Annotated in this window: 22 protein-coding genes; 11 read left to right on the forward strand and 11 right to left on the reverse strand. The window is 43.0% G+C overall.

Annotation, left to right across the window (positions count from 1 at the left end; translation table 11 throughout):
• Nucleotides 1–353: 353 nt before the first annotated feature.
• From ABIN91_RS22450 to ABIN91_RS22470, 5 genes are all read right to left on the reverse strand, one after another.
• Nucleotides 354–920, reverse strand: a complete 567-nt coding sequence (locus ABIN91_RS22450; protein WP_348053863.1) for a hypothetical protein — start codon at nucleotides 918–920, stop codon at nucleotides 354–356.
• A 790-nt stretch (nucleotides 921–1710) separates the two neighbouring features.
• Nucleotides 1711–2742, reverse strand: a complete 1032-nt coding sequence (locus ABIN91_RS22455) for a hypothetical protein (protein ID WP_348053864.1) — start codon at nucleotides 2740–2742, stop codon at nucleotides 1711–1713.
• 64 nt (nucleotides 2743–2806) lie between these two features.
• Nucleotides 2807–3940 (reverse strand): clostripain-related cysteine peptidase, encoded by a 1134-nt coding sequence (locus ABIN91_RS22460; RefSeq protein ID WP_348053865.1) that lies wholly within the window; start codon nucleotides 3938–3940, stop codon nucleotides 2807–2809.
• A gap of 359 nt (nucleotides 3941–4299) precedes the next feature.
• Nucleotides 4300–6183 (reverse strand): DEAD/DEAH box helicase, encoded by a 1884-nt coding sequence (locus tag ABIN91_RS22465; RefSeq protein WP_348053866.1) that lies wholly within the window; start codon nucleotides 6181–6183, stop codon nucleotides 4300–4302.
• A gap of 211 nt (nucleotides 6184–6394) precedes the next feature.
• Nucleotides 6395–6649, reverse strand: a complete 255-nt coding sequence (locus ABIN91_RS22470; RefSeq protein ID WP_348053867.1) for a hypothetical protein — start codon at nucleotides 6647–6649, stop codon at nucleotides 6395–6397.
• Nucleotides 6650–6785: 136 nt separating this feature from the next.
• Here ABIN91_RS22470 and ABIN91_RS22475 point away from each other — a divergent pair, with 136 nt between their 5' ends.
• A complete protein-coding gene (locus ABIN91_RS22475; protein WP_348053868.1) occupies nucleotides 6786–7034 on the forward strand; it encodes a hypothetical protein in 249 nt (82 codons plus the stop codon).
• Nucleotides 7027–7329 carry a type II toxin-antitoxin system RelE/ParE family toxin gene (locus tag ABIN91_RS22480; protein WP_348053869.1) on the forward strand — a complete coding sequence of 101 codons (303 nt, stop codon included), beginning with the start codon at nucleotides 7027–7029 and terminating at the stop codon, nucleotides 7327–7329. The genes ABIN91_RS22475 and ABIN91_RS22480 overlap by 8 nt, the downstream gene beginning before the upstream one ends.
• Nucleotides 7330–7356: 27 nt before the next feature.
• Here the strand turns inward: ABIN91_RS22480 and ABIN91_RS22485 are convergent, their stop codons facing one another.
• On the reverse strand, nucleotides 7357–7824 hold the full coding sequence (locus ABIN91_RS22485) for a DUF4293 domain-containing protein (protein ID WP_348053870.1): 468 nt from the start codon (nucleotides 7822–7824) through the stop codon (nucleotides 7357–7359).
• 82 nt (nucleotides 7825–7906) lie between these two features.
• Here ABIN91_RS22485 and truA point away from each other — a divergent pair, with 82 nt between their 5' ends.
• From truA to ABIN91_RS22510, 5 genes are all read left to right on the forward strand, one after another.
• Nucleotides 7907–8791, forward strand: a complete 885-nt coding sequence (gene truA / locus ABIN91_RS22490) for a tRNA pseudouridine(38-40) synthase TruA (protein WP_348053871.1) — start codon at nucleotides 7907–7909, stop codon at nucleotides 8789–8791.
• A 199-nt stretch (nucleotides 8792–8990) separates the two neighbouring features.
• Nucleotides 8991–10742, forward strand: a complete 1752-nt coding sequence (locus ABIN91_RS22495; protein ID WP_348053993.1) for an ABC transporter ATP-binding protein — start codon at nucleotides 8991–8993, stop codon at nucleotides 10740–10742.
• A gap of 249 nt (nucleotides 10743–10991) precedes the next feature.
• Complete coding sequence (locus ABIN91_RS22500) at nucleotides 10992–12131, forward strand: flippase-like domain-containing protein (RefSeq protein ID WP_348053872.1); 1140 nt, start codon at nucleotides 10992–10994, stop codon at nucleotides 12129–12131.
• Nucleotides 12132–12436: 305 nt separating this feature from the next.
• Complete coding sequence (locus ABIN91_RS22505; protein ID WP_348053873.1) at nucleotides 12437–14206, forward strand: aromatic amino acid hydroxylase; 1770 nt, start codon at nucleotides 12437–12439, stop codon at nucleotides 14204–14206.
• A 153-nt stretch (nucleotides 14207–14359) separates the two neighbouring features.
• Nucleotides 14360–15064 (forward strand): SDR family oxidoreductase, encoded by a 705-nt coding sequence (locus ABIN91_RS22510; protein WP_348053874.1) that lies wholly within the window; start codon nucleotides 14360–14362, stop codon nucleotides 15062–15064.
• A 163-nt stretch (nucleotides 15065–15227) separates the two neighbouring features.
• Here the strand turns inward: ABIN91_RS22510 and ABIN91_RS22515 are convergent, their stop codons facing one another.
• Entirely contained in the window at nucleotides 15228–15566 is a 339-nt protein-coding gene (locus ABIN91_RS22515) for a single-stranded DNA-binding protein (RefSeq protein ID WP_348053875.1), read from the reverse strand.
• A 166-nt stretch (nucleotides 15567–15732) separates the two neighbouring features.
• Between ABIN91_RS22515 and ABIN91_RS22520 the strand changes: the two genes are divergently transcribed.
• Nucleotides 15733–16101 (forward strand): hypothetical protein, encoded by a 369-nt coding sequence (locus ABIN91_RS22520; RefSeq protein WP_348053876.1) that lies wholly within the window; start codon nucleotides 15733–15735, stop codon nucleotides 16099–16101.
• Nucleotides 16102–16178: 77 nt separating this feature from the next.
• Here the strand turns inward: ABIN91_RS22520 and ABIN91_RS22525 are convergent, their stop codons facing one another.
• The gene (locus ABIN91_RS22525) at nucleotides 16179–16754 is read right to left on the reverse strand and encodes a thymidine kinase (RefSeq protein ID WP_348053877.1); all 576 of its coding nucleotides are present in this window, start codon (nucleotides 16752–16754) and stop codon (nucleotides 16179–16181) included.
• Nucleotides 16755–16834: 80 nt separating this feature from the next.
• Between ABIN91_RS22525 and ABIN91_RS22530 the strand changes: the two genes are divergently transcribed.
• On the forward strand, nucleotides 16835–17752 hold the full coding sequence (locus ABIN91_RS22530) for a hypothetical protein (RefSeq protein WP_348053878.1): 918 nt from the start codon (nucleotides 16835–16837) through the stop codon (nucleotides 17750–17752).
• Between the two features lie 217 nt (nucleotides 17753–17969).
• A complete protein-coding gene (gene fabF, locus ABIN91_RS22535; protein WP_348053879.1) occupies nucleotides 17970–19214 on the forward strand; it encodes a beta-ketoacyl-ACP synthase II in 1245 nt (414 codons plus the stop codon).
• A gap of 232 nt (nucleotides 19215–19446) precedes the next feature.
• Here the strand turns inward: fabF and ABIN91_RS22540 are convergent, their stop codons facing one another.
• From ABIN91_RS22540 to ABIN91_RS22550, 3 genes are all read right to left on the reverse strand, one after another.
• A complete protein-coding gene (locus ABIN91_RS22540) occupies nucleotides 19447–20199 on the reverse strand; it encodes an SDR family NAD(P)-dependent oxidoreductase (protein ID WP_348053880.1) in 753 nt (250 codons plus the stop codon).
• 117 nt (nucleotides 20200–20316) lie between these two features.
• A complete protein-coding gene (locus ABIN91_RS22545; protein WP_348053881.1) occupies nucleotides 20317–21867 on the reverse strand; it encodes a DHA2 family efflux MFS transporter permease subunit in 1551 nt (516 codons plus the stop codon).
• A 115-nt stretch (nucleotides 21868–21982) separates the two neighbouring features.
• Complete coding sequence (locus tag ABIN91_RS22550; RefSeq protein WP_348053882.1) at nucleotides 21983–22582, reverse strand: TetR/AcrR family transcriptional regulator; 600 nt, start codon at nucleotides 22580–22582, stop codon at nucleotides 21983–21985.
• Between the two features lie 183 nt (nucleotides 22583–22765).
• Here ABIN91_RS22550 and ABIN91_RS22555 point away from each other — a divergent pair, with 183 nt between their 5' ends.
• Nucleotides 22766–24013: a dicarboxylate/amino acid:cation symporter gene (locus ABIN91_RS22555; RefSeq protein WP_348053883.1), complete on the forward strand. Its 1248-nt coding sequence runs from the start codon at nucleotides 22766–22768 to the stop codon at nucleotides 24011–24013.
• Nucleotides 24014–24067: the final 54 nt, after the last annotated feature.

A 24067-nucleotide genomic window follows, 5' to 3' on the forward strand; every position in this document is an offset into this window, starting at 1 on the left:
GAAACGATACTTGCTCAGATAGTTCCGCTTTAGCGTTAGGTCATTATTAATATTCCGCATAACTTTTAGCTTACATAGTATAAAGCTAATTCTGTTACCGAATTAATAAACCTTTACAGCAATGACACACTTAAATAATAGCCATATTCTTAAGATACAAACCCCATAACTGGCGCAAGTATGCAGCGGTGGGAATGAGGAGTGGAATACTTGTGCCAACTATGAAATATTATTATGAGATGCAGGCGGTTTATTACGATTATATTGATAAGTTTTAAATGGCATTGCGTATAGGCACAAGTACGCCACCTCTTTTGCTGGCGCTGCATACTTGCGCCGGTGAGGGGCGGCGGTTAGTACATTACATACCCTGTTTGCAAAGGACTAAGTAAAATACAATTGATAGAGTTTAATTTTAGATCTGAAAAATTCAGGATGTTAAAGATCGAATTTATCGATTGGTTGTAGCTATATTGCCTCATTGCATACATTTCTTTAGTTTTTTCGTCGGGCTTATAGCTTGCATCTTCCCAACCTGACATAAACCCACAACCATCTCTATTGTAAATGATAAGCGGTAAAATATAAGTGCTGTTATCAGTTTTGTGCATCTGATTTATCCAGCTTGATTTCTTATTAATCGCTAAAAAGGCGTTCATCAGCGCATCTTTTATAAAAAAAGGTGTGGAAGCCGTGTAACCGATATTGGTGAACTGGCGTTTACTGTTAATAGTAAACCGGATAAATACACAACCAGCCCAGCAATTGTTTTTTACAGAATCTTCCTGCGGTTTGTAATGATCAACGATGACCCATCCAATATCATTTACATTTGTGATCACGCGCTCTTTATGCCCAACTGTTTGTGCTTTAACAAAAAGGCTGATGATTAGGATCGGGAATAAAAATAACTTCTTCATATTTACCTGTTTAATTGGGCAGGGAGTGCCGTGTAAGCCGGCACGCTGCATTTCGGTGTCAACATCTCTTGTACTTTAACTGGCATGAGTATGCAGCGTTGAATAGTGCCTGGAGTTCTTGTGACATAGCCATAAACCAATCAAAAAGTATAATATAGGCACAAGTACACTCCGCTCGTTTTCAACGCGGCATACTTGCGCCAGTTACGGAGTATTTTCACTATAACCGGCACAGATAGCCGCGCGGTAAGCATTAAAGCTCACCAAATACTCGTCACAAAAACGTTGTTGTTGCAAAGTTAAATTTTCAGAATTATTTCATTGGTTTATTTATTTTTTTGGTGGGACCATAGCGGATACCACAGACACGCATCCAGAAATACAAAGATACAAATAGACAATCAAATCTCAATCATGGAATTTACATAGATATCTGATTTATAATAGCTTGAATATTTAAAATCACCAAAGTGATTAAAATAATCTAAATCAAAACGGCAAAATTAAGCTTTGCGCAACAGTAATTCCATGTCTACTATTGAAGCTAAAGTATTTCCCCATGTTGCCTTATGGTGCATCCGCTTAGGTCTACACCAATCACTCTTAACGCTACCACAAATCCCCTTTTGTGCACGCATGTAGAATCATATATAAACACTATCCAAATAAAAACCGTTTCATAACATAATTATGAAACGGTTTTTATAGTTAATATATGCTAATTTCAGGTTTGTTAAAAGTTAACAATAAACATAAACAACAATAACTATCCTTGTCATCTCAACGGCTATTAATTTATTGTAAATACCCCCTGGTTGTATTGAATAGTAGATGGCACCGGTACGCTTGAATCTATCGAAATTTTAGTCCACATTTCCGGAACAGTTAGGTTATCAACCAATACATCACCGTCAAGATTAGTGATAGGTGCAATAGCAGTTCCTCCAGTGGTTGGATCAGTATACGCAACTTGAAAATTCCAAACATGAAGTATTGAGTTTGTTATCCCAGTTGCCAGGCCAACACCTACAGCTCCTGCTGCTGCTCCTGGTCCTGCACCAATTCCTCCAATCATAACTCCTGCTACCGCGCCGCCAATAGCCCCTCCAATAGCTCCTGCAATAGCTCCTTTTCCATCTGCTTTAGCGGTAGACCATACGCTTCCCCAAAAACCTTTGGTCTGTACTCTTCCAGGACTAAGTGATGCTATTACAGGGGTCCATGTTCCTTCAGCGTTAGACCAATAGGTATATGAGGCTATAAAAGTTTCAGAACCTACATATAAAATATCCTTTTCTATTTGAGGCAGCGCTAAAAAATCACCCGAAGTAACAAGGCTGTCTATATGTGTTGTTATTTCTGTAACACTAGACCCTTGTGTGTTTATAATATTTAAAGCGATACGGTAAAAATCCTCGCTAAGCTTAACATTATAATCGGTAGTTGATAAAATAGTTGAATTTGGAGAACTTAAATCGTTAGACACAATGCCTAAACCAGTACTGGGAACGTTTTCTATAGCCAAAAAATCATTTATAGTATTGTTAACAAAACCTAGCGGAACCACTACTATTGGGGTTGTTGGTCCAGTAGGGTCACCCGGCCCCGGTCCCACCACTACCGACGAAGTCGATTGGCTAACCGCAATGCCACTCATTTTACTTAAAAAATACTGCATGCCCTTGTTGTGCAAAGCAATTTGTTTTCTTATTTCCAGCCTGCGCGGATCTATGCCATTAACATTAACAGATTTTTCTTTGTCTTTTTTACAGGCATAAAGAAGACAGATGAGTCCTAAAGAAAAGGTTACTAATTTTTTCATATGGTTATGTATTTAATTTAAACAATAATACTAATATTTATTAATAATATTATTAATAAATATCTTATTGAAATAAATTGAACCATCCCGATGAGCTATACCAGTTTAGGGTGCTGTAAAATGTAATAAATGGATCGTTTTTAATCGGTAAATAAATACTTAAACCGCAAAAATCGTTAATTGGATTATTAAGAAATTTGTTAGTATGATTACTGTATAATATAACTTTATTCAATTGATCCGTAATATTTGAATATTGCTCCGGTTTAAAATTTTCCTTTAAAAAGCTTAAAAAATCATAAGCCTTAATTTGTGACGATGCATCAAAATCCATTCTCTGTATCAAAGAAATATTGAAATTTTTATTTATGATTTGATTGGAACTTAATAAACTACTGGTGTAAAGTGCCAATTGTTCTAATTGTTCTGTATCAATTAAAGCAATCGTGGCCGATGCATTGTATCCTGATTTAGATTGATAGTATTCAAAATATTTTTGCGCAATAATTTTTAAATCTTCCTGGCCGCCAAATAGGTATGGTGTGATTAATTCATATGGAAAACTTGTAGATAAAACCTCCGAAGGCGAGGCCAGTATGTATTTAGTTTTCCCCTTTAGTTCATAAACCACCTCTAAGGCGCCCATGTAGCAAGCATCAAACATAATATATGCAAAATCAGAGGGTATTGCGTTTCTTAAATCCTTTATGTCCATTTCCTTCCCATTATCATTCCCAAAAGCGTTAACCTTTAATTCAGATGGAGCCCATGATGTAGCATGCGACCACAATACAAGCCCGTAAGACTTTGCAGGAGAAAGAGATCTTGAGTCATTGATTATTTCTTTTAGGAAGTCAGGATCGGAAGAGTTTCTGCTACCATAAGTTTTTATAGTGTCGCTAATTATTTTGTCAGTATTGTCATGCTTAATTTTTAATAAATAGGAATGTGCCGATGTGGTTTTAACAAATACAAGTAAGGTCGCATTGGCATTATTTAAGCCCATCTCTAATTTATTAATACTGTTAATTGCATCATACTGTAGATTATTATTTCCGGCAATATATACAAGCACCATCCTATTTACCGAATCCACGCTCTTTTCACGGAATATTTCGCTGTGCTTCTTGCAATTTTGCAGACAAAAAATGCTAATCAATATTACTATAAATGGAAATACGTTTCTTTTTTTTAACATAAATCAAATAATTAAAATGAATTGTATAAAGTTACATATTATTATATATTAATATATTCTTATTACTCGCGATTTTTCAGACGGGTTTTGGTGGCCCGTGCGGCTGTAAGGGCTGGATAGCCGTGGTTCTGCCTGCTTGTGAGCAAAGGCCCGTGCGCCCGCCTGCCGGACGGGCAGGGCAAAGAAGCCTTTTTGCTGACTTGACTTTTTGGTTCTTTTGTGTCAAGACAAAAGAACAGGCTCGCGCCAATTGAGCGGCCGGAATATGTAAATTAAGACCTGCTTAAATAAGAAACAAAAAAACAAAAGCCCCTTCCGTTTCCGAAAGAGGCTCTGTTAAACTAAAACTAATTGATAAACTAAAATTTTCTGCGGCGTTCACCACCAGCGTTACCGCTGTTACGGTCTTCACGGCGTTTGCCGCTAAAGTCGCGGAAACCACCGCCACTGCTGCTACCACCACCGGTGCTGTTGCCACCTTCGCGGCGGTTACCACCACCATCACCACGGCGGAAGTTACCTTCGCGGCGTTCGCCACCACCTTGATAGCCACCACCACCTTCACGCCTGCGGTTTCCACCACCACCGCTGCTGCGGTTATCGCTGGTACCCTCGCCAGATATTTCTATCCTAACAGGGCGGCCTTTAAACTCGGCAGTTTTAAACTCCGTCATCACCTTCTCAACATCCGCCTTAGGCACCTCGAAGAAAGAGTAAACACCCTTTACATCAATTTTACCAACGGTGCGGCCGCTAATTTTGGCAGTGTTACAAATGTAACCCAACAAATCGCCACGGTTAAACTCATCTACCGAACCTAAGTTGATAAACAAACGGGTGAAATCACTTTGTCCGCCACCTTCGCCACGTGGGGCGCGGTCGCTAAACTCGCCACGCACAGCTCTGTCGTCCATAGGAGCGTTCAAATCAGGCGCGTTTTTGTAATAATCTAAAAAGCTGTTAAACTCTAACGATGCAAAACGTGTTATAATTTCTTCCTTGCTCAGGTCCTTAAACTCATCCATAATGCGCGGCAGGTATTGCTCAATCTGGGTGTCGTTAACAACCACATTGTGCACCTTCTTAACAATCGCGAACAATTGTTTTTCGCAAACATCAAAACCGTTAGGTATCTCAGCCTTAACAAATTTCTTACCAATCACACGCTCAATCTGGCGGATCTTACCCAACTCTTTCGAGTTGATGATCGCTACCGATACACCAGTTTTACCGGCACGTGCGGTACGGCCGCTACGGTGAGTGTAATTTTCAATTTCGTCAGGTAAGCTGTAGTTAATAACGTGAGTAACGTCGTTAACATCAATACCACGCGCGGCAACGTCAGTAGCAATTAACAATTGCAGGCTGCGGTCGCGGTAGCGTTTCATTACCTTATCACGTTGTTGTTGTGATAAATCGCCGTGTAAAGCATCAGCATTGTAACCGTCTTTAATCAAGCTCTCAGCAATCTCTTGCGTCTCAATCTTAGTCCTGCAAAATACGATACCGAAAATATCCGGGTTAAAATCAACAATACGTTTAAAAGCGGCATACTTATCACGGGCACGAACAATGTAGTATTCGTGTTCGATGTTAGCATTACCAGTATTTTTTTCGCCCATGGTCAACTCAAAAGGGTCGGTCATGTATTTTTTAGCAATACGGCGTACTTCCGTAGGCATGGTCGCGCTAAACAACCAGGTTTTTTTATCTTCCGGAGTGGTTGATAAAATGCTGTCGATATCTTCCTGGAAACCCATGTTCAGCATTTCGTCAGCTTCGTCTAAAACAACAAAGTTAACATCGCTAAAGTTAATGGCTTTACGGTTAATAATGTCAAGCATACGGCCAGGCGTAGCAACTACGATCTGTACACCGCGTTTGATCTGACGCAATTGGTCAGCAATGTTTGCACCTCCATAAACGGCAACAACGTTAACGTTGTCCATTTTCTTAGAGTAATTTTTGATATCATTGGTGATCTGTAAACACAGTTCACGGGTTGGGCAAAGAATAAGCGCCTGAGGATGATTTTGTTCGAAGTCCAGCAATTCTAAAAGTGGCAATCCGAAGGCAGCGGTTTTTCCGGTCCCTGTTTGAGCTAATCCGACAAAATCGTTGCTGCCTGTTAACAAAACCGGAATTGATTGTTCCTGGATTGGCGTAGGATTTTCAAATCCTAGATCAGTGATGGCATTAACAATATCATGACGGATTCCCAAAAGACTAAATGGGTTGTTCATGAAATATTTAAAATAAAAAACGTATTTAGCTACATTGCTAAATCGGGTGCAAAGGTAGTGTTTTTTGTGAAATAAAAAAATCGCTTCGTAACTTATTGTTAATAAAGTAATTCAATGACAATGGAAGTGCTTATCGGCGATATAAAAGGAGTTTGATTTATTAATTATGCAACTGTTTTCAAATCGTAAATCGAAATTCCCAATTCCGAAATCATTTGGGCGTTGCCGCCGATAGAAGCGGCCAGGCTTTCCGCTCATACTGCACAAGCCTTAACCACAGGCCGGTATCCGCTCCAATCCTTAACGCAAAAGCAAAAAATAACAACCACAAAACAATCATCAAAAAAATCCACACAAAAAAGAGTGCCAAAAAAAGAGCGCAAAGGCCCGACAGCACGCCGGGCCGGGAGTATGGCCCGTGCGGGCAGAAGGTTCGGGCTGTCTTGATTTTTTGGTTCTTTTTCATCAAGGAAAAAGAACTAGGCCTCCGCGGCCATGAGCGGACGATGATTTAAGTTATGAATGCATAAAATTTAATCCCTCGTCACACAGCACTTGCCCCTTTTAATAAATTCATTTACTTTTGAGTAAAGCGCAATGGTATGGTAGTATCAAAAATTAAAAGTGAATTGCATCAAAAAATTGATGAAGTGAACTCCGAACAATTGAAACAGATTTATGGCTTGATCAATAATTACCTGGTAAGTGGCGAAAATGAAGAATGGGATATTTTAACCGAAACCCAAAAATCACACATCTTAAAAGGACTTGATGAGGCCCATGCAGGATTAGGGAACTCTTTAACCGATATCAATAAAAGAATAAAAGCCAAATACGGTATAAATGGCTAAAGTAATATTGCTAAGCCCTGTTGCCGAACAAGATTACGAAGCTGTATTAGATTATCTTTTCAACAAATTTGGCATAACAGTTATGACCAACTTTATTGATCGCTTTGAAAAAGTATGTGATCTCATATCCCAGGACCCCGAAATCTACCCCTACTTAAACAAGCGGAAACAGATAAGAAAATGTGTTGTTACTAAACACAACATTATCTATTTTATAGAATTTGAAGATACAATACGAGTGATAACCGTATTTGATACCCGTCAAGATCCAGATAAGTTGGATTTGCATCTTTAGTTCCCCCTTCAGGGGGTTAGGGGGCATCTACCTCAACCTATCCGCCGATTTAATCAGCTTCTCATCACTCTTAATAGCCCTAATCGCCAGCAGCACAAAAACAATACTAACCGAACTCAAAAATATCCCTATCCCCATATTGTTAGTACCAAAAGTTATTCCTTCGGCAATACCCTTCACCGTTTGGCTCATCCAAAAGCTAAAGCCAACCAGTACCAGCATAAAACTGTAGCCCAAAGCAATTTGCTGCTTGCGGTTTTTATACAAAAAGATGATGATCAGCGGTAAAATACCAATAACAATAGTAGCAATGGTTAAGGCCAAAAACGAAACCGTGCGCAATAATTGTCCGTTAATATCCTCGTAAATACCATCTACCTTAATAGTTTTAACGCTCCCGCCGATGTAAACCCCGTGCGCTATCGGGAAAAAAAACAGCGCGAATATGGCCAGGCTCGCTAATAACAACCAAACACTTTGTATCCTTTGTATCATAACATCGTAAATTGAAACGCAAAGATAATTTGTTTCACTCACATTATTGCGGCCTATATTTAAGCTTTGCTTAACTTTGCACGTGCCCACAACCCAACGATACTTTATAGAGCTCGCCTACAACGGCACCAATTACCACGGCTGGCAAATTCAGCCCAACGCAGTTACCGTTCAGGAGTTGTTAGATAAAGCCCTAAGCACGCTATTACGCACCCCGATAGAAACCATCGGCGCAGGCCGAACAGACACCGGCGTACACGCCAAACAGTTATACGCACACTTTAATGTGATGGAAAATGGGATAGGTAAAATGGAAGATGTAGATATAATGGAAAATGGAATAGGTAATATGGAAGATGTAAAAACACCCCCATCTTCCATCTTACCTGATACATCTTCCATTTCCCAAACCCCATCTTCCATCTTATCTGATACCTCTTCCATCAGCCTAAGAGGCCTCAATGCTTTGTTACCCTACGATATCGCCGTAAAGCGGATAATCACTGTTCACGCCGATGCACACGCCCGCTTTGATGCCACCCAACGCAGCTACGAGTATCATATCCATTTCGAAAAAGATCCGTTCATGCAAAACCTGTCCTGGCAGGTACGTGATATACCCGATGTAGAATTGATGAACCAGGCCGCGCAGATCATTATGGAATACACCGATTTTAGCGCTTTCAGCAAATCAAACACCCAGGTGTTCACCAACAACTGCAAAATAACAAGAGCTGAGTGGATTATGGATAATGGCAAACTAACCTTCCACATCTCTGCCGATAGATTTCTCCGCAACATGGTACGCGCCATAGTAGGCACGTTAATGGAAGTTGGCAAAGGCAACATTCAACCCGAAGACGTAAGAAAAATAATAGAATCAAAAAACCGCTCCAACGCCGGCACATCCGTGCCAGCCTGCGGCCTGTATTTAACCGAAGTAAAGTATCCGTATATAGCCCCCTAACCCCCTAAAGGGGGAACAAGAATACAAAAGTGGAATTGAAAATCATACCTTTGAAACTGTGAGCAACAAAACAAATAGCACATCAAAAGTTCCCCCTTTAGGGGGCGGAGGGGACTCTGCTACTTCAAAAGCTCCCCCTTCAGGGGGCGGGGGGAGTGTAACAGGTAAAGCACTCGATTGGAAATTACTGCAGCGCGTAATGTACTACGTAAAACCCTACAACAAAACTTTTGTAATAGCGGGTTTTCTAACCGTGTTCCTCGCTTTCATTGCGGTAATGCAACCCATATTGATCCAGCGCACGCTTGATGATCATATCATGATAAGCGATTACAATGGCTTGGTTATGATGGTTGGCCTGTTAATTCTGCAACTTATTGTGCAAACCGTGGCGCAATATTACCAAACGTACAGCACCAATGCCCTGGGCCAATCCGTTATCCGCGATCTGCGTATCGATATCTTCAACCACATCACAAGTCTGCGCCTCAAATATTTCGACCGTACACCCATCGGGATGCTCATCACCCGAACCGTGTCCGATCTCGAAACCATCGCCGATATCTTCTCCGAAGGTTTGATCTCCATCATCGGTGATTTATTATTGGTCATAGTTATCATTGGCTGTATGCTTTGGCAGGATTGGAAACTGGCCTTGATCACACTCATCCCGATACCATTCGTATTACTCGCCACCTACGTTTTTAAAGAAGCCATCAAATCATCTTTTCAGGAAGTGCGCACACAAGTAGCACATTTAAATACCTTCCTGCAAGAGCATATCACCGGTATCAGCATCATCCAATACTTCGCCCGCGAAGATCAGGAGATGCGCAAATTCACCGCCGTGAACCAAAAATACCGCGATGCCAACATCCGTTCCAATTGGTACTATTCCATCTTTTTCCCGGTTGTCGAAATTTTTGCCGCCGTTTCCATAGGCTTACTGGTTTGGTACGGCTCAAAACGTATCCTGTCCGATCAGGAACTGGCCACCATATCCGCCAGCAAAAACGGCATCACGCCCGGTACCATCATCGCTTATATCACATTCCTCAACTTACTGTTCCGCCCCATCCGCCAACTGGCCGATAAATTCAACACCCTGCAAATGGGCATGGTAGGCGCCGACAGGATCTTCAAAGTACTCGATACCGACGAAGTAGCCGTAAACACCGGGACGCTAAAGCCAACCCACATCAACGGCGAAATAGAATTTAGCAACGTATGGTTCGCCTATAACGACGAGAACTGGGTACTAAAAGATATCTCCTTCCACGTAAAACCCGGCGAAACTTTGGCCTTAGTAGGTGCAACGGGAGCCGGAAAATCATCCACCATCAACATCCTCAACCGTTTTTACGAGATAGGGAAGGGGGCAGTAAAAGTAGACGGTATCGACATTCGCGAATACGATGTCAACTTTCTGCGTATGCAGATCGCCACCGTAATTCAGGATGTGTTTTTGTTTTCCGATACCATAGCCAATAACATCAGCCTCAACAATCCCGATATCAGCCGCGAACGCGTCATAGCCGCCGCCAAAGAAGTAGGCGCCCACGATTTCATCGAACGCTTACCCGGAGGCTACGATTATAACGTAATGGAACGTGGCGCAACCCTATCCGCCGGGCAGGCGCAACTCATCTCCTTTATCCGGGCTTTGGTTTACGATCCGAAGATTCTGGTTCTCGACGAAGCCACCTCATCCGTAGATACCGAAACCGAAGAGCTCATCCAAAAAGCCATCTACAAACTAATGGAGGGCCGCACAGCAATAGTAATTGCCCACCGCCTCTCCACCATCCAAAATGCCGATAAGATCATCGTTCTGGATCACGGCGAGATCATGGAAATGGGTACCCATCAGGAATTACTAAAAATACAGCAAGGCTATTACCGCAAACTCTACGACCTGCAATTTAATTCGGCAGGCTTAAAAGTTGGCTAAGGCTTCGTGGCACACTATGCAATAGTATTAAAAAGCTTAGGCCATGTGCGATTCCCTCCCAACGGGAGGGTGTAGGGAGGGGTTTCTGCGATATGCATAACAATAACCCCACACAAGGAACCCTACACCTCATCAAAGAGGAAAAGGTCCAAAAGCGTTTCCTGCACAATGCAACAAAACATAATCTGCATTTTATCGTTTTTATTAGCTTTGCACCTAATGGCTTAAACCATTACATACAATAGCACAATGATGGATAAAGATTATTACGGTATTTTAGGAATAGATAGCAGCGCCACAACCGATGATATTGCCCAAGCTTATCGTAACATTACCGCCATTACCCCCGATGTTGAAGAGGCCTACCAAACCTTAAACGACCCCGAAAAACGCCGCCTGTACGACGAAGATTACATCGGCGATTTTGACCCATCAGACTCATACTTAGTGGAAGACCTCGAAACCATAACCGCCGAAAAAAAGCCAAAAACCCTCAAAGACAAACTTTGGAACATAGCCAAACTGCTTTTAAAAATTGGCGTAACCGGCCTGCTGCTATACTACGTATTTAGTAAAATTCATATCGATCAGGTTAAAACCCTCCTCAGCGAATCAAACCCCTGGTGGGGGCTGGCCGCTGTATTAACCTTCTTCGCGTCAACTATGGTGTCGGCATCCAGGTTAATGAGCTTTTTCAAGTCTATTGATCTGCACATTCGCTGGCAGTTTAACCTGCGCCTGTACATGCTGGGTATGTTTTACAACCTGTTTTTACCCGGCGGCATCGGTGGCGATGGTTACAAAATTTACCTGCTCAACAAAAGTTATAAAATGCCCGCCAAAAAAGTTTTTTGGGCCATACTGTTTGATCGCTTGAGCGGATTTTGGGCAATAGGTTTCATCACAGCCGTACTGGTCATATTTTTACCCCAGCTCAAAGTGTTGCACATTACCCCGGTAATTACCTGGGCGGTATTTTTAGTAGCATCAGTGGTGTATTATTTTGTAGCGCACCGCTTTTTTAAAGATTACACCAAACACTTTATCGAAGCGCATATCAAGGCAATAGGCGTACAATCGTTACAGGTATTAACCATTTTATTAGTGATGGTAGCCCTGCACCATACCGATAAATACGCTCCGTATTTATCAGCCTTCCTGGCCTCATCAATGGCAGCCGTAATCCCATTCAGCGTAGGTGGCTTAGGCTTCCGCGAATTTATCTTCAAATACGTAGTTGCCGAAATGTTCCACCTAAACGGCGACTTGGCCGTAGTGCTCAGCCTCTCATTCTACGTTATCTCAGCCATTGTTTCCCTCTTAGGCATCTATTACGTTTTCCGGATGGACAAACTGGACAAGGATTTACCTGCCACCGAGAAAAAATAAAACCACAACTTGTTGTCTTTCAAGGTAACAAACTCTTAGCTGCATTGTAAAAATGATTGACTTATGAAAAGAAAAGCTATGGGTGTCATGCTGAGGCACTCGAAGCGGTGGCCTAAACGCGCGATACGTATACTTTAAACAAATAATAGATGAAGTTCTGCCTTTTCGCTTAATCGCATAAAACATCTTCCATCATTAATCGTTATTTAACTGTAAAATTCAATAAAGTCAAAATATAATATCACCTTAATTTATACAGGCGATATTTTATTCCTAATTTTACAGTATTATAACCTTGCATCTGCATGATCCATTTTAACGATTTTAATAATCCGCAGGTTACGGCACTGCCCAAACACCTTAAACAATTTATTGTAGATCAGCATTACGAGCATTACACACCCGTTGACCATGCCGTATGGCGATATGTGATGCGTCAAAATTATAGCTACCTAAAAAATGTTGCCTACTACCCCTATATCCCCGGTTTAGAAAAAGCCGGACTAACCATAGAAAAGATCCCCAGCTTACAGGATATGAACAACGCCCTTGCCAAAATAGGTTGGGGTGCCGTTACCGTTGATGGCTTTATTCCGCCCGCTGCGTTCATGGAATACCAGGCTTACCGGGTACTGGTTATCGCAGCCGATATCCGCCAGCTCAAACATATCGAATACACCCCCGCGCCGGATATTATCCACGAATCCGCGGGCCATGCGCCTATTATCGCCGATCAGGATTACCACCAATACCTCAGTTATTTTGGTTCGATAGGTGCCAAGGCCATGTTCTCGGCCCAGGATTATGAATTGTACGAAGCCATCCGCGCCCTGTCCATCCTCAAAGAAATGCCCGATGCCGATGCCAGCGAAATTCAAAAAGCCGAAGACCAGGTAACCTACTGCCTGGCAAACATGGGCGAACCATCCGAAATGGCCTTACTAAGCCGCCTCCACTGGTGGACGGTTGAATACGGCCTGATAGGCACCCTCGAAAATCCCAAAATATACGGAGCCGGCCTGCTCTCCTCAATCGGCGAAAGCTCAACCTGCATGGCACCAGATGTGCAAAAGCTATGGTACAGCCCCGAAACGGTTAATTACACTTACGATATCACCAAACCGCAACCACAACTATTTGTAACCCCCAACTTTCAAAACCTGATTGATGTGCTGGAGCAGTTCGCCAACAAAATGGCTTTCCGTGTAGGCGGGTCATACGGTCTGCAAAAAGCCATCGAAAGTAAAAACACCTGCACAGCGGTTTATAGTTCGGGCCTGCAAGTTTCCGGAACATTTACCAATGTTGTTGAAAGTAATGGTCAGCCGTCATTCATCAAAACCACCGGACCAACAAACGTGTCCTGCAATAACAAACAGTTAGATGGCCACGGCAAAACCTATCACAAAGATGGTTTTAGTTCCCCTGTCGGGAAATTGAAAGATCAAGTTACACCATTAGAAGATCTCAATCTCAATAAAGTAGGCATCATATTAAATAACCAAGCCACCCTGATTTTTGAAAGCAGCATCACCGTAAAAGGAACGGTAAAAAACATTGTGCAACAAAACAGCAAAACCATACTCATCACCTTTGAAAACTGCACAGTAACCGATGCTGAGGGTCAAATCCTATTCGACCCATCATGGGGAGTTTACGATATGGCCGTTGGCGAAACCATAACCTCCGTATTTTGCGGCGCGGCAGATAAAGATGCTTTTGAAGATATTGTTTATCAGCCCAAAACAAACACCTACCACCCCGAATACAGCCCCAAAACATTAGAGCTACACCAACTATATAAACAGGTTCGCGATTGCCGTCAAAACCAATCCGACTACCAGGTTCTGCCAGCCATTTGGCAACAACTGCAAAAAGATCATCCGGCCGATTGGCTCTGCGCTTTAGAAATTTTAGAAATTTTAGATCACGAAGGTCTAATGCCCGATACCGCTCAACAGATCCATGATTTCCTCCAAAAACAAGCTTCCGAAGAACCGGATTTAAAGAAACTCATCACCGATGGTTTCTACCTCATCACACATCCGGTAGAACAAAAGCTTGTAGTTGACTAAATTTTGCTATTTTAGTGACCGTACATTATAAAAAACGTCATTGCTAGGTACGAAGCAATCTCTACTGAAGCAGATCAACTAAGCAAGTCCGTTCTGTATAGTATAGAGATTGCTTCGTGCCTCGCAATGACGCGACTGAAAAACAGTGGGCATATGAATATCGTAATAACCGGCGCCAGCAGCGGAGTAGGCTTTGAAGCCGTTTTAGAATTAATACTATCAGGCAAACACAAAGTAATTGCCTTAGCGCGATCAGAAGATAAATTAGGCCGTTTATTAGAGATAGCGCTCGGCCTCAACCCCGAATGCATCCTATACCCCGTAGCTTTCGATATTGTTCACGACGATTACGATAGTCTGCAACAATTCATCGCCTCGCACTTTGATAACCAGGTTGATGTGCTGATCAACAATGCAGGTGTACTCATCAATAAACCCTTCATGGAGCTTTTGGAAAGCGACTTTGTCGAGATGCTGCAAAGCAACTACATGGGCCATGTACGCATCATCCAGGCCTTAGTGCCGCTAATGCCGGCCGGTTCACACATTGTAAACATTGGCAGCATGGGTGGTTACCCCGGTAGCGATAAATTTTTAGGTTTATCAGCCTATTCAGCCAGTAAATCAGCACTACACACCCTAACCGAATGCCTGGCCCAAGAGCTTGCTACACAAAATATCAAAGTCAACTGCCTCGCCCTCGGCTCCGCCCAAACCGAAATGCTCGAAAAAGCGTTCCCCGGTTATCAGTCCCCGGTAATGGCTTTCGAAATGGGTAAATACATCGCCGATTTTGCCATCACAGGTCACAAATTTTTTAATGGGAAGATACTACCGGTAGCACTTAGCACTCCATAACACAAATTCAAAAACCCCTTTTTGTCATTTCGACGATAGGAGAAATCTTCTGCGCCATTCAATCAACGCGCAACAAGTCTACAGCAGGCCAATCACCCGCAAAAGATTTCTCCTCGTACCCTGCCTGCCGGCAGGTACGAGGAGAAATGACATAAGCCAGCAATCAGGCCTTTTGTCCAATTTTCAAAAACTCATTAACTACAATTTCTGTCACATACTTTTTATTGCCATCCTTATCCACATAGCTGCGACTGGCCAGCTTACCATCAATAGCAACCTCGTCACCTTTTTTTAAAATATCTTCAGCGAATTTGGCTTGTGCGCCCCATATCACTAAGTTATGCCACTGCGTTTCAGTTATTTTTTCTCCCTTATCGTTTTTGTAAGATTCGTTAGTAGCTAAAGATAACTTGGCCAGTTTACGATTGTTATCAAATGTTCTAATCTCCGGGTCCATACCTAAATTACCTACTAAGCGTACGCTGTTTTTTAATGTGCTCATTGTTATACTATTTTAATGTTTACTATTCGTTTTAATTAACAGTACAAAGATGCAGCAGCCCCCAAACCTTACCCGGTTAATAAGCACTTATAGTCGACAATACATAATTACAAACGTTTGCAAACGGATAAATAATTGATTATCTTTACCTAAACATCACTCAATTATGCCCTTAGAAGTTAGATATTGTTTGGATTGCAACGAAGTGCTGCACGGTCGTGCCGATAAAAAATTCTGTAACGATCAATGCCGCAATAATTATAACAATCAGCTCAACAGCGATAGCTATAACCTGGTACGCAACATCAACAACATATTAAAACGCAACCGCCGGATACTGGAAGAATTAAATCCCACAGGTAAAACCAAAACCACCCGCAAAAAGCTATCAGCAAAAGGCTTTGATTTTGATCATCACACCAGTATCTACCAAACCAAAACCGAAAAGCAATATATCTTTTGCTACGAGTATGGCTACCTGTTTTTAGATGGCGACGAGGTATTGTTAGTTAAACGGGAAGACAGGGAGAGTTAGTTTTTGAGTCAATTGGATTTAGCCTCTGTGAACTCTGTGTTTTTTGTCTCTGAGAATCTCTGTGGTAAAACAACTTACTAGTCTAAATGAAAGCAGATCCTGCACCTCGGCTCATAAGTTTCCTTTTCGCCTAACAGAATCTTAGCGTCATTATGCACCAAACGGTACGAGTATAAAGCCGGGTTACCACATTTCACACAAACCGCGTGTACCTTAGTTACCGATTCTGCAATGGCCATAATGGCGGGCATCGGCCCGAAGGGCTTGCCTAAAAAGTCCATATCCAAACCGGCAACAATTACACGGATGCCTTTATTGGCCAGCTTATTACAAACATCGGGCAGCTCATCATCAAAAAACTGGGCCTCGTCAATACCAACAACCTGGGTATTGCCACCAAGTAGTAAAATAGACGATGCGTTTTCAACCGGGGTAGAGTGTATAGAGTTCAAATTATGCGATACCACGGCGGTATCATCATAACGGGTATCTGTTTTAGGTTTAAATATTTCCACATTTAAACGTGCTATCTGCGCTCTGCGTAAACGGCGGATCAACTCTTCGGTTTTACCCGAAAACATCGAACCACATATCAACTCTATACTGCCGCCATACTCACTGCGGCGCTTAAAAACATCTTCACTAAATAGCATCGTTACCCTTTATAGCCCCAAATATCAGAATTAAATGGTACTTTTGAACAAGTTTTTACCAACACTACAGCAGCATATTTATGACCAAGAATGACATCCTGAAAAAGATAGGCATCATAATTATAGAACTTCGTGAACAATACGACCTTACGCAATTAAACCGCAATGATCTCAATGATATTGAACTGGAGTTATTTGTTGCTAACGCTCATTTTTTAACCGATCATATTGAAATACTCCGCAAGCTCAATAACCACGAAGCAACGCAGTTTAGGCAACGCGTAGCCGAAGAGCCTAAGTATTTTGAACCCGTAGTAAAACCAACCATTCCCGAAGAACAACCAGCTTTTGATTTCCCTGAAGAAGATGAAACTATAGTTGCAGAAGAAAATCAAATAGAAGAACCTATTAAAGAAGAACATGTTCCCGAGGCTGTTATCCGTCACGAGTTAGTTTTAGATGAACCGGCGTATCTTGATAATGAAGAACCAGAAGCCAACGAACAATGGGCAACCGAAGAGGAAATGGAAGTTGAGATAGAGGAGCAAGTTAAAGAAGAAGAGCCTGTTGAAGAACCCGTTGCCGAAGCACCAGCCGAGCCCGAGATAATTGAACCTGAGCCCGAAGTAACCAAACCCGGGCCCCCGGTTATACAAACACAAATAATTATTGAAGATGCCAACGAGAAACCACTGGTTACCATCAACCAGATCTTATCGGCACAGGTAGCAAGCGCATCCCACCATTCAGAATTACAGCCTATATCCGATCTGAAATCGGCCATTACCCTGAATGATAAACTATTGTACGTGCGCGATCTGTTCAACGGTTACAGCATGGCCTACGGCGAAGCCATCGAAATACTGAACCGCTTTAGCCGATTTGAAGAAGCCGATAACTTTCTGAAAATAAACTACTACACCAAAAACAATTGGGAAGCTAAACAAGCCACAACCGATAAATTTTACGAGCTTTTACAGCGAAGGTTCCAGGCATAAATTTCCATCCGTCTTTTGGGGAAAGATTCAAAAAGCGGTGGCCTTGTGCGATTCCCTCCCAACGGGAGGGTGTAGGGAGGGGTTTCTGCGATATGCATCTCGAGTAAAAGCACGGAGCGCAAAGGCCTAATCACGGGTTCAACAAATCATCCCGTCGGTATCCAAAATTTAACCTAACCCTAATAATCATTACCTTTGCACCGCAAAAAATAATAAAATGTTAAAAAGAGTTGTTGTTACAGGCATAGGCGCGCTAACCCCGCTTGGAAATAATGTGGCCGATTTTTGGCCAAACATAATAGCCGGCAAAAGCGGCGCGGGTATCATCACCCGTTTTGATGCATCACTATTTCGCACACAAGTAGCCTGCGAATTAAAAGGTTACGATCCCAAAATTTATTTCGACAGGGGCGAGATCAAACGCACCGACCTGTTCACCCAATACGCCCTGATAGCGTCCGACGAAGCCATTAAAGATTCAGGCTTCCAGCTCGACGGAATGAACCCTTTTGATGTAGGCGTGATATGGGGAACCGCTCAGGGCGGGATGGATACCTACGAAGAGCAGGTAACCGAGTACGTTAAAGGCGATGGTCACCCACGCTTTAGCCCGTTCTTTATACCCAAGTTTCTGGCCAATATGGCTTCGGGGTTGATCTCGTTAAGGCACGGTTATATGGGTATAAACTATACCGCTATGTCGGCCTGCGCTACATCAAACAGCGCCATTATGGATGCCTTTAATTACATCCGTTTAGGCAAGGCCAAGATCATCATCAGTGGTGGTTCCGAAGCGCCAATATCACCGGCGTCGGTAGGTGGCTTTGCAGCGATGAAAGCCATGACACACCGCAACGAAGACCCCCAAACCGCGTCACGACCATTCGACGCGCACCGCGACGGTTTTGTAATGGGCGAAGGAGCAGCGGCCTTGGTATTAGAAGAATACGAACACGCCATAGCACGCGGCGCAAAAATATACGCCGAAATAGGCGGTGCCGCCATGACGGCCGATGCCTACCACATGACGTCAACCCACCCCGAAGGCCTGGGCGCATTATACGCCATGAAATTGGCTTTGGAAGAAGCCGGCCTAACCATAAACCAGGTTGATTACCTCAACGCTCACGCCACCTCAACCCCGGTTGGCGATCTATCCGAGATCAAAGCCATAAGTTCAATAGTTGGCGAAGAGAAAAACAACCTCTACATCAGCGCAACCAAATCCATGACGGGCCATTTATTAGGTGCTGCCGGAGCAATAGAAGCTATCATTTGTTTATTAGCTATGCGCGATAGCATTATCCCCGCAACCATCAACACCACAGAACTGGACGAAACAATCCCCGACAACATGAATATCGTTACCGGAAAAGCAATAAACCACCCCATAAAAGCAGCCATGAGCAATACCTTCGGCTTCGGCGGCCATAATGGGATAGTGGTGTTTAAAGCGGTATAAAACTATAAAACTGTGTCATTGCGAGCCTGCCTGTCGGCAGACAGGGTACGAAGCAATCGCACGGAAGCCGAGCCGCTATACAAGTAATAAACTGACAAATCACAAATGCGTCATTGCGAGGTACGAAGCAATCTCTTTAGGACAAGCAGTCTGTAGAGCTGCTCTGCCAATCGGGGATTGCTTCGTACCTCGCAATGACGCGATGATTAAATAACAAGAAACTACCAGCTACTTACTCATGCCCCCTCGCCTGGTTCAACGCCACAAAAGCATCCCCCGGCGAAGCCAAAAATGCCTTGTAAAACTCAGCAGTAAAGCCTACGCGAATATCAAACTCGTCCTGCTCAAAACCAGTGATAAACTCATCCGCAACCTGTGACGGCGGTATCCCGTTCTCACCACCAATCTCTGCCGAAAACTCGGTGTTAACCAAGGGAGGGTACAATTCAAAAACCTTAACCGGAGTAGCTTTCAATACATAACGTAACGATTGCGTGTACGAATGCAAAGCGGCCTTACTTGCCGCATAAGTAGCAATACCCACATTAGGCGCAATAGCTACAATAGAAGTTACGTTTACAATAGCCGCCTCTTTTTGTTGTTTCAGCAAAGGCAACAGCGCATCATTCAACCGGATCACCGCGAGGTAATTGGTCAGTATTTCTTCACTCGCCTTATCATACGATTTCGATCCCTCAGCGCCAAGCTGGTTCAAACTCGCCTGCCCCGCATTATTGATCACCACATCCAAAGTTTTGTGGGTTTCATTAAGATAAGCTACCAATTTAACCACATCGGCCTCCTTTGTAACATCACCCGCAAAGGTGCTGATATTACTCAGCCCCGAAGCTGCTTTCTCCAATCGGTCAGCATTACGCCCGGTAATAATTACCTTATTCCCTTTAGCAATTAATGTCTTAGCTATCTCCAGCCCAATACCCGAACCACCACCAGTGATCAGGACTGTTTTATTTGAAATATTCATTTTATTATTGATTTATATATGTTAAACAATTTATTATTCTATTCTCAAAAGCGTTGGCTTTGCGCGATTCCCTCCCAACGGGAGGATGTAGGGAGGGGTTTCTGCACTATATGCATCTTAATGATCCGACACCACAACCGCAGGCCCCGCCGCTTTCCCCCGCTTAATCACAAACAGCAACAAAGGCAAAGCCAGCGCAAACAACGATCCGATAAGCAGATATGAATCCAAGTAACTTAACAGTGTCGATTGCTTCACCACGCTCATATCAATCAGCTTCATCGCTTTTACTTTGGCATCTAAAAAACTAATGCCTTTGGTTTGAAAGTACGCCGTATAACCATTTATCCGGTCAACGGTCAGCGGATTTGTGGCCGTAACATGTGTGATCAGATCCGTCCGGTGAACGGCCAGCCGCCTTGCCGAATAAGTATTGATGATAGATATTCCGAACGAGCCGCCTAATTGGCGCATCATATTATTGAGTGCCGTACCCTGCGGCATATCCTTGGCGGGAAGCGATGATACCGCCAGCGAGCTCAGGGGAACAGTCAGCAGAGCCATTCCCAAAGCCCGGAAGATCAAATGCAACGTAATGAACATAGCCGGGGTATCCGGATTCATGGTAGCCATGCTCCAGTTGAAATAAATGAAGCACAGAAAGCCAACCAAAATGATCAATACCGGCGAAACCCCTTTCTGCAATAACTTCCCCGAAATGATTAGTGCGAACACCGCGATAATGGCCCCGGGCAAAAGCAATAGCCCCGTTTGCGATGGCGTAAAACCCAGCAACCGCTGAGCCACTACCGGAGTTAAAAATATAGAGGTAAACATTCCCATCCCCGTAATAAAGGTGAGTATGGCTGCAACTTTAAGCGATTTACTTTTCAATACCCGCAAATCAACCACAGGGTTTTCTACATGCAGTTCGTTTATTACAAAACCAACCAAACTAACCACAGCGGTTATGGTTAAATAAGTAATGTACTTGGTAGCAAACCAATCCTCAGTTTGCCCGCGCTCTAAAACAGTTTGCAAAGCGCCAATCCCGGCAGTCAGTAAACCTATACCCAGCCAGTCAACCTTTTTAACGGTAGTTTTTGTAGATGATTCCGGCAACAAAAAGTAACACGATACCGCAACCAATATACCGATAGGTACATTAATATAAAATATCCAGGGCCAGGAGTAATGTTCGGTAATGTAACCACCTAAGGTGGGCCCTATAGTTGGTCCGATGAATACGCCTATGCCAAACAGCGCGCTGGCTGTACCCAATTTCTCTTTCGGGAACTGCTCATATACCACCGCCGCCGAAACCGACAGCAATGCACCGCCGCCCAGGCCCTGCAAAAAGCGGAACAGTACCAGTTCAGTTATAGAATGTGCCTGCCCGCACATCAGCGAACAGAGAATAAACAGGATGATCGAACCGATATAATAGTTTCTGCGCCCCAGCATATTGGTTAAAAAGCTCGTCATCGGTATAATGATCACATTCGCTATGGCGTACGATGTGATCACCCATGCCGTATCTTCCAACGTTGAACCCAAATTCCCGCTCATGTAATTAAGCGCTACGTTTACAATAGAAGTATCTATTAATTCCATAATAGCGGCCAATATTACAGTGATGATCAGTATTTGTCGTTTTAACGGGCTCATTGTTTATTTATATTATACCAATGGGTATATTTTATAGTGCGATAATTCTTGACTTAAATTGAGATGCAATAGTAATACATAAAATATACCAAACGGTATATTTTATGTCAAATTTTTATACTTTTAACTGATCGATCAGTATAGATACTGTATGCAGTATTGTATCCATATTAACCGGGGCATCGGTAACTTTGGCTATCATGGTACCACCCTCAATCAGCGCTATAATAGATAGGGCAACCCGGTTTTGATCAACACCACTTTTAAACTCCCCGGCATCAATACCGCCTTGTATCAAATTCATAATGCCACGTTTCCATTTTAACACAGCCTTAGCCGCCTTGTCTTTTAATAAAGGGTTAGTATCATCAGCCTCAATAGCGGTATTTAAAACAGGGCAGCCACCTTGCGGGAAAGCGCCGCGCGTAAAACTGTGGTACACCTTAGAATATACCATCAATTTATCATAATAAGTTTTCGCCTGACTGTTCCGCTGGTAAATATCCTGCGATATCTTGCCGTAATTATGATCAAAAACCGCCAGCGCCACCTCTTCCTTATTCTCAAAATTGCCGTAAATGCTGCCCTTAGTTAACCCGGTAGCATCCGTAATATCCGACATAGAAGTACCCGAGTACCCCTTAGTATTGAATATCCCCGCCGTAGTTTCAATAATAAACTGCCGCGTACGTTCCGCTTTTGATAATGTGTTCATTTTACAAATATACCAATTGGTATTTGTAAATTAAAATAGGAAGATTAGAATCAGGAATCAAGAGAAAGCAAGGTCTTATTCGAAATTTGTCATTAAGATTCATAAATGCCAAAAAGGTCTTGATTCTTGCATCTTGATTCTTTCTTATTATCTTACACCTCTAAACTAATCACATAAAACGCAATGAAGCGCCTATTTTCTAATCTAACTTTCCAGGTATTGGTAGCTATTGCGCTGGGAGTTATCGTTGGCGTAGTATTTCCACAATTCGCGCCATCAGCAAAACTCATCAGTCAAACTTTCATCAGTTTGATCCAGATGCTTATCGCCCCAATCATCTTCCTCACCATAGTATTAGGCATTGCCAGCATGGGCGATATGAAAAAGGTGGGCAAAGTAGGGGGGAAGGCCTTATTGTATTTCGAGATCGTTACCACATTTGCCCTCTTCATCGGCCTGGCCGTAGCCAACCTAACCCAACCCGGCGTAGGCTTCGTACACAAAGTAATTACCGATACCTCCAAAATAGCAGGCTACCAAAAAGAAGCCGCCGAAATGAACGCTGCCGATTTTCTAACCCACATTGTGCCCCACAATATTTTCGATGCCTTTACCCGTGGCGATATCTTGCAGATCCTGTTCTTCGCCATCTTCTTCGGCTACGGTATTAGTCATATGGGAACTGCCGGGCAGTCGCTGGTCAATACATTCGATAAACTATCCAAAGTATTCTTCAACATCATGAAGGTGGTGATGAAACTGGCCCCCATCGGCGCCTTCGGCGGAATGGCCTTTACTATTGGCACCTTTGGTATTAAAACGCTGGCGCCAATGGCTAAACTAATGGGTTCGGTTTATTTAACTATGGGATTGTTCATTTTTGTGGCGCTCAACCTTATTTGCTGGTTGTATAAGTTTAGCCTGTGGCAATACCTTAAATTTATTCGCGAAGAAATTTTGGTTGTATTGGGTACTTCTTCATCAGAATCCGCCCTTCCGGGGATGATGGACAAGATGGAAAAGTTTGGCTGCGCGAAATCGGTGGTAGGTTTGGTTATCCCTACAGGCTACTCTTTTAATTTAGATGGCACAACCATTTATCTATCTATGGCAGTCATCTTTTTGGCGCAAGCCTTTCAGGTACCCTTAACTTTTATGCAACAACTAACCTTAATGGGCATCCTGATGGTAACCTCAAAAGGCGCGGCAGCGGTAACGGGTGGCGGTTTCATTGTACTGGCATCAACCCTTGCCGCCACTAAAATGATCCCGATAGAAGGCGTAGCAGTATTACTCGGCGTAGATCGTTTCATGTCCGAAGCGCGCGCCATTACCAACGTCATCGGCAACGGCATAGCCACCATCGTAATAGCCAAAAGTGAAAAAGAGTTTGATGAGGAAAAGTATCAGGCGGCTATAAATAACTCATAAATGAAGTACCATTGATAAAAGCGCAGGCCTTGTGCGATTCCCCTCTTGAGGGGG

It is taken from the genome of Mucilaginibacter sp., from assembly GCF_039921305.1.
In the GTDB taxonomy this organism is placed as follows: domain Bacteria; phylum Bacteroidota; class Bacteroidia; order Sphingobacteriales; family Sphingobacteriaceae; genus Mucilaginibacter.

Excerpts from the sequence above, each read along its gene's own strand:
- fabF (WP_348053879.1), top strand. The coding sequence starts at position 17,970 with ATGTTAAAAAGAGTTGTTGTTACAGGCATAGGCGCGCTAACCCCGCTT.
- ABIN91_RS22465 (WP_348053866.1), bottom strand. The coding sequence starts at position 6,183 with ATGAACAACCCATTTAGTCTTTTGGGAATCCGTCATGATATTGTTAAT.
- ABIN91_RS22530 (WP_348053878.1), top strand. The coding sequence starts at position 16,835 with ATGACCAAGAATGACATCCTGAAAAAGATAGGCATCATAATTATAGAA.
- ABIN91_RS22510 (WP_348053874.1), top strand. The coding sequence starts at position 14,360 with ATGAATATCGTAATAACCGGCGCCAGCAGCGGAGTAGGCTTTGAAGCC.
- ABIN91_RS22520 (WP_348053876.1), top strand. The coding sequence starts at position 15,733 with ATGCCCTTAGAAGTTAGATATTGTTTGGATTGCAACGAAGTGCTGCAC.
- ABIN91_RS22555 (WP_348053883.1), top strand. The coding sequence starts at position 22,766 with ATGAAGCGCCTATTTTCTAATCTAACTTTCCAGGTATTGGTAGCTATT.
- ABIN91_RS22515 (WP_348053875.1), bottom strand. The coding sequence starts at position 15,566 with ATGAGCACATTAAAAAACAGCGTACGCTTAGTAGGTAATTTAGGTATG.
- ABIN91_RS22505 (WP_348053873.1), top strand. The coding sequence starts at position 12,437 with ATGATCCATTTTAACGATTTTAATAATCCGCAGGTTACGGCACTGCCC.
- ABIN91_RS22485 (WP_348053870.1), bottom strand. The coding sequence starts at position 7,824 with ATGATACAAAGGATACAAAGTGTTTGGTTGTTATTAGCGAGCCTGGCC.
- ABIN91_RS22525 (WP_348053877.1), bottom strand. The coding sequence starts at position 16,754 with ATGCTATTTAGTGAAGATGTTTTTAAGCGCCGCAGTGAGTATGGCGGC.
- ABIN91_RS22495 (WP_348053993.1), top strand. The coding sequence starts at position 8,991 with ATGTACTACGTAAAACCCTACAACAAAACTTTTGTAATAGCGGGTTTT.
- ABIN91_RS22540 (WP_348053880.1), bottom strand. The coding sequence starts at position 20,199 with ATGAATATTTCAAATAAAACAGTCCTGATCACTGGTGGTGGTTCGGGT.
- ABIN91_RS22500 (WP_348053872.1), top strand. The coding sequence starts at position 10,992 with ATGATGGATAAAGATTATTACGGTATTTTAGGAATAGATAGCAGCGCC.
- ABIN91_RS22550 (WP_348053882.1), bottom strand. The coding sequence starts at position 22,582 with ATGAACACATTATCAAAAGCGGAACGTACGCGGCAGTTTATTATTGAA.
- ABIN91_RS22460 (WP_348053865.1), bottom strand. The coding sequence starts at position 3,940 with ATGTTAAAAAAAAGAAACGTATTTCCATTTATAGTAATATTGATTAGC.
- ABIN91_RS22480 (WP_348053869.1), top strand. The coding sequence starts at position 7,027 with ATGGCTAAAGTAATATTGCTAAGCCCTGTTGCCGAACAAGATTACGAA.
- ABIN91_RS22455 (WP_348053864.1), bottom strand. The coding sequence starts at position 2,742 with ATGAAAAAATTAGTAACCTTTTCTTTAGGACTCATCTGTCTTCTTTAT.
- ABIN91_RS22450 (WP_348053863.1), bottom strand. The coding sequence starts at position 920 with ATGAAGAAGTTATTTTTATTCCCGATCCTAATCATCAGCCTTTTTGTT.
- ABIN91_RS22545 (WP_348053881.1), bottom strand. The coding sequence starts at position 21,867 with ATGAGCCCGTTAAAACGACAAATACTGATCATCACTGTAATATTGGCC.
- ABIN91_RS22475 (WP_348053868.1), top strand. The coding sequence starts at position 6,786 with ATGGTAGTATCAAAAATTAAAAGTGAATTGCATCAAAAAATTGATGAA.
- ABIN91_RS22470 (WP_348053867.1), bottom strand. The coding sequence starts at position 6,649 with ATGAAAAAGAACCAAAAAATCAAGACAGCCCGAACCTTCTGCCCGCAC.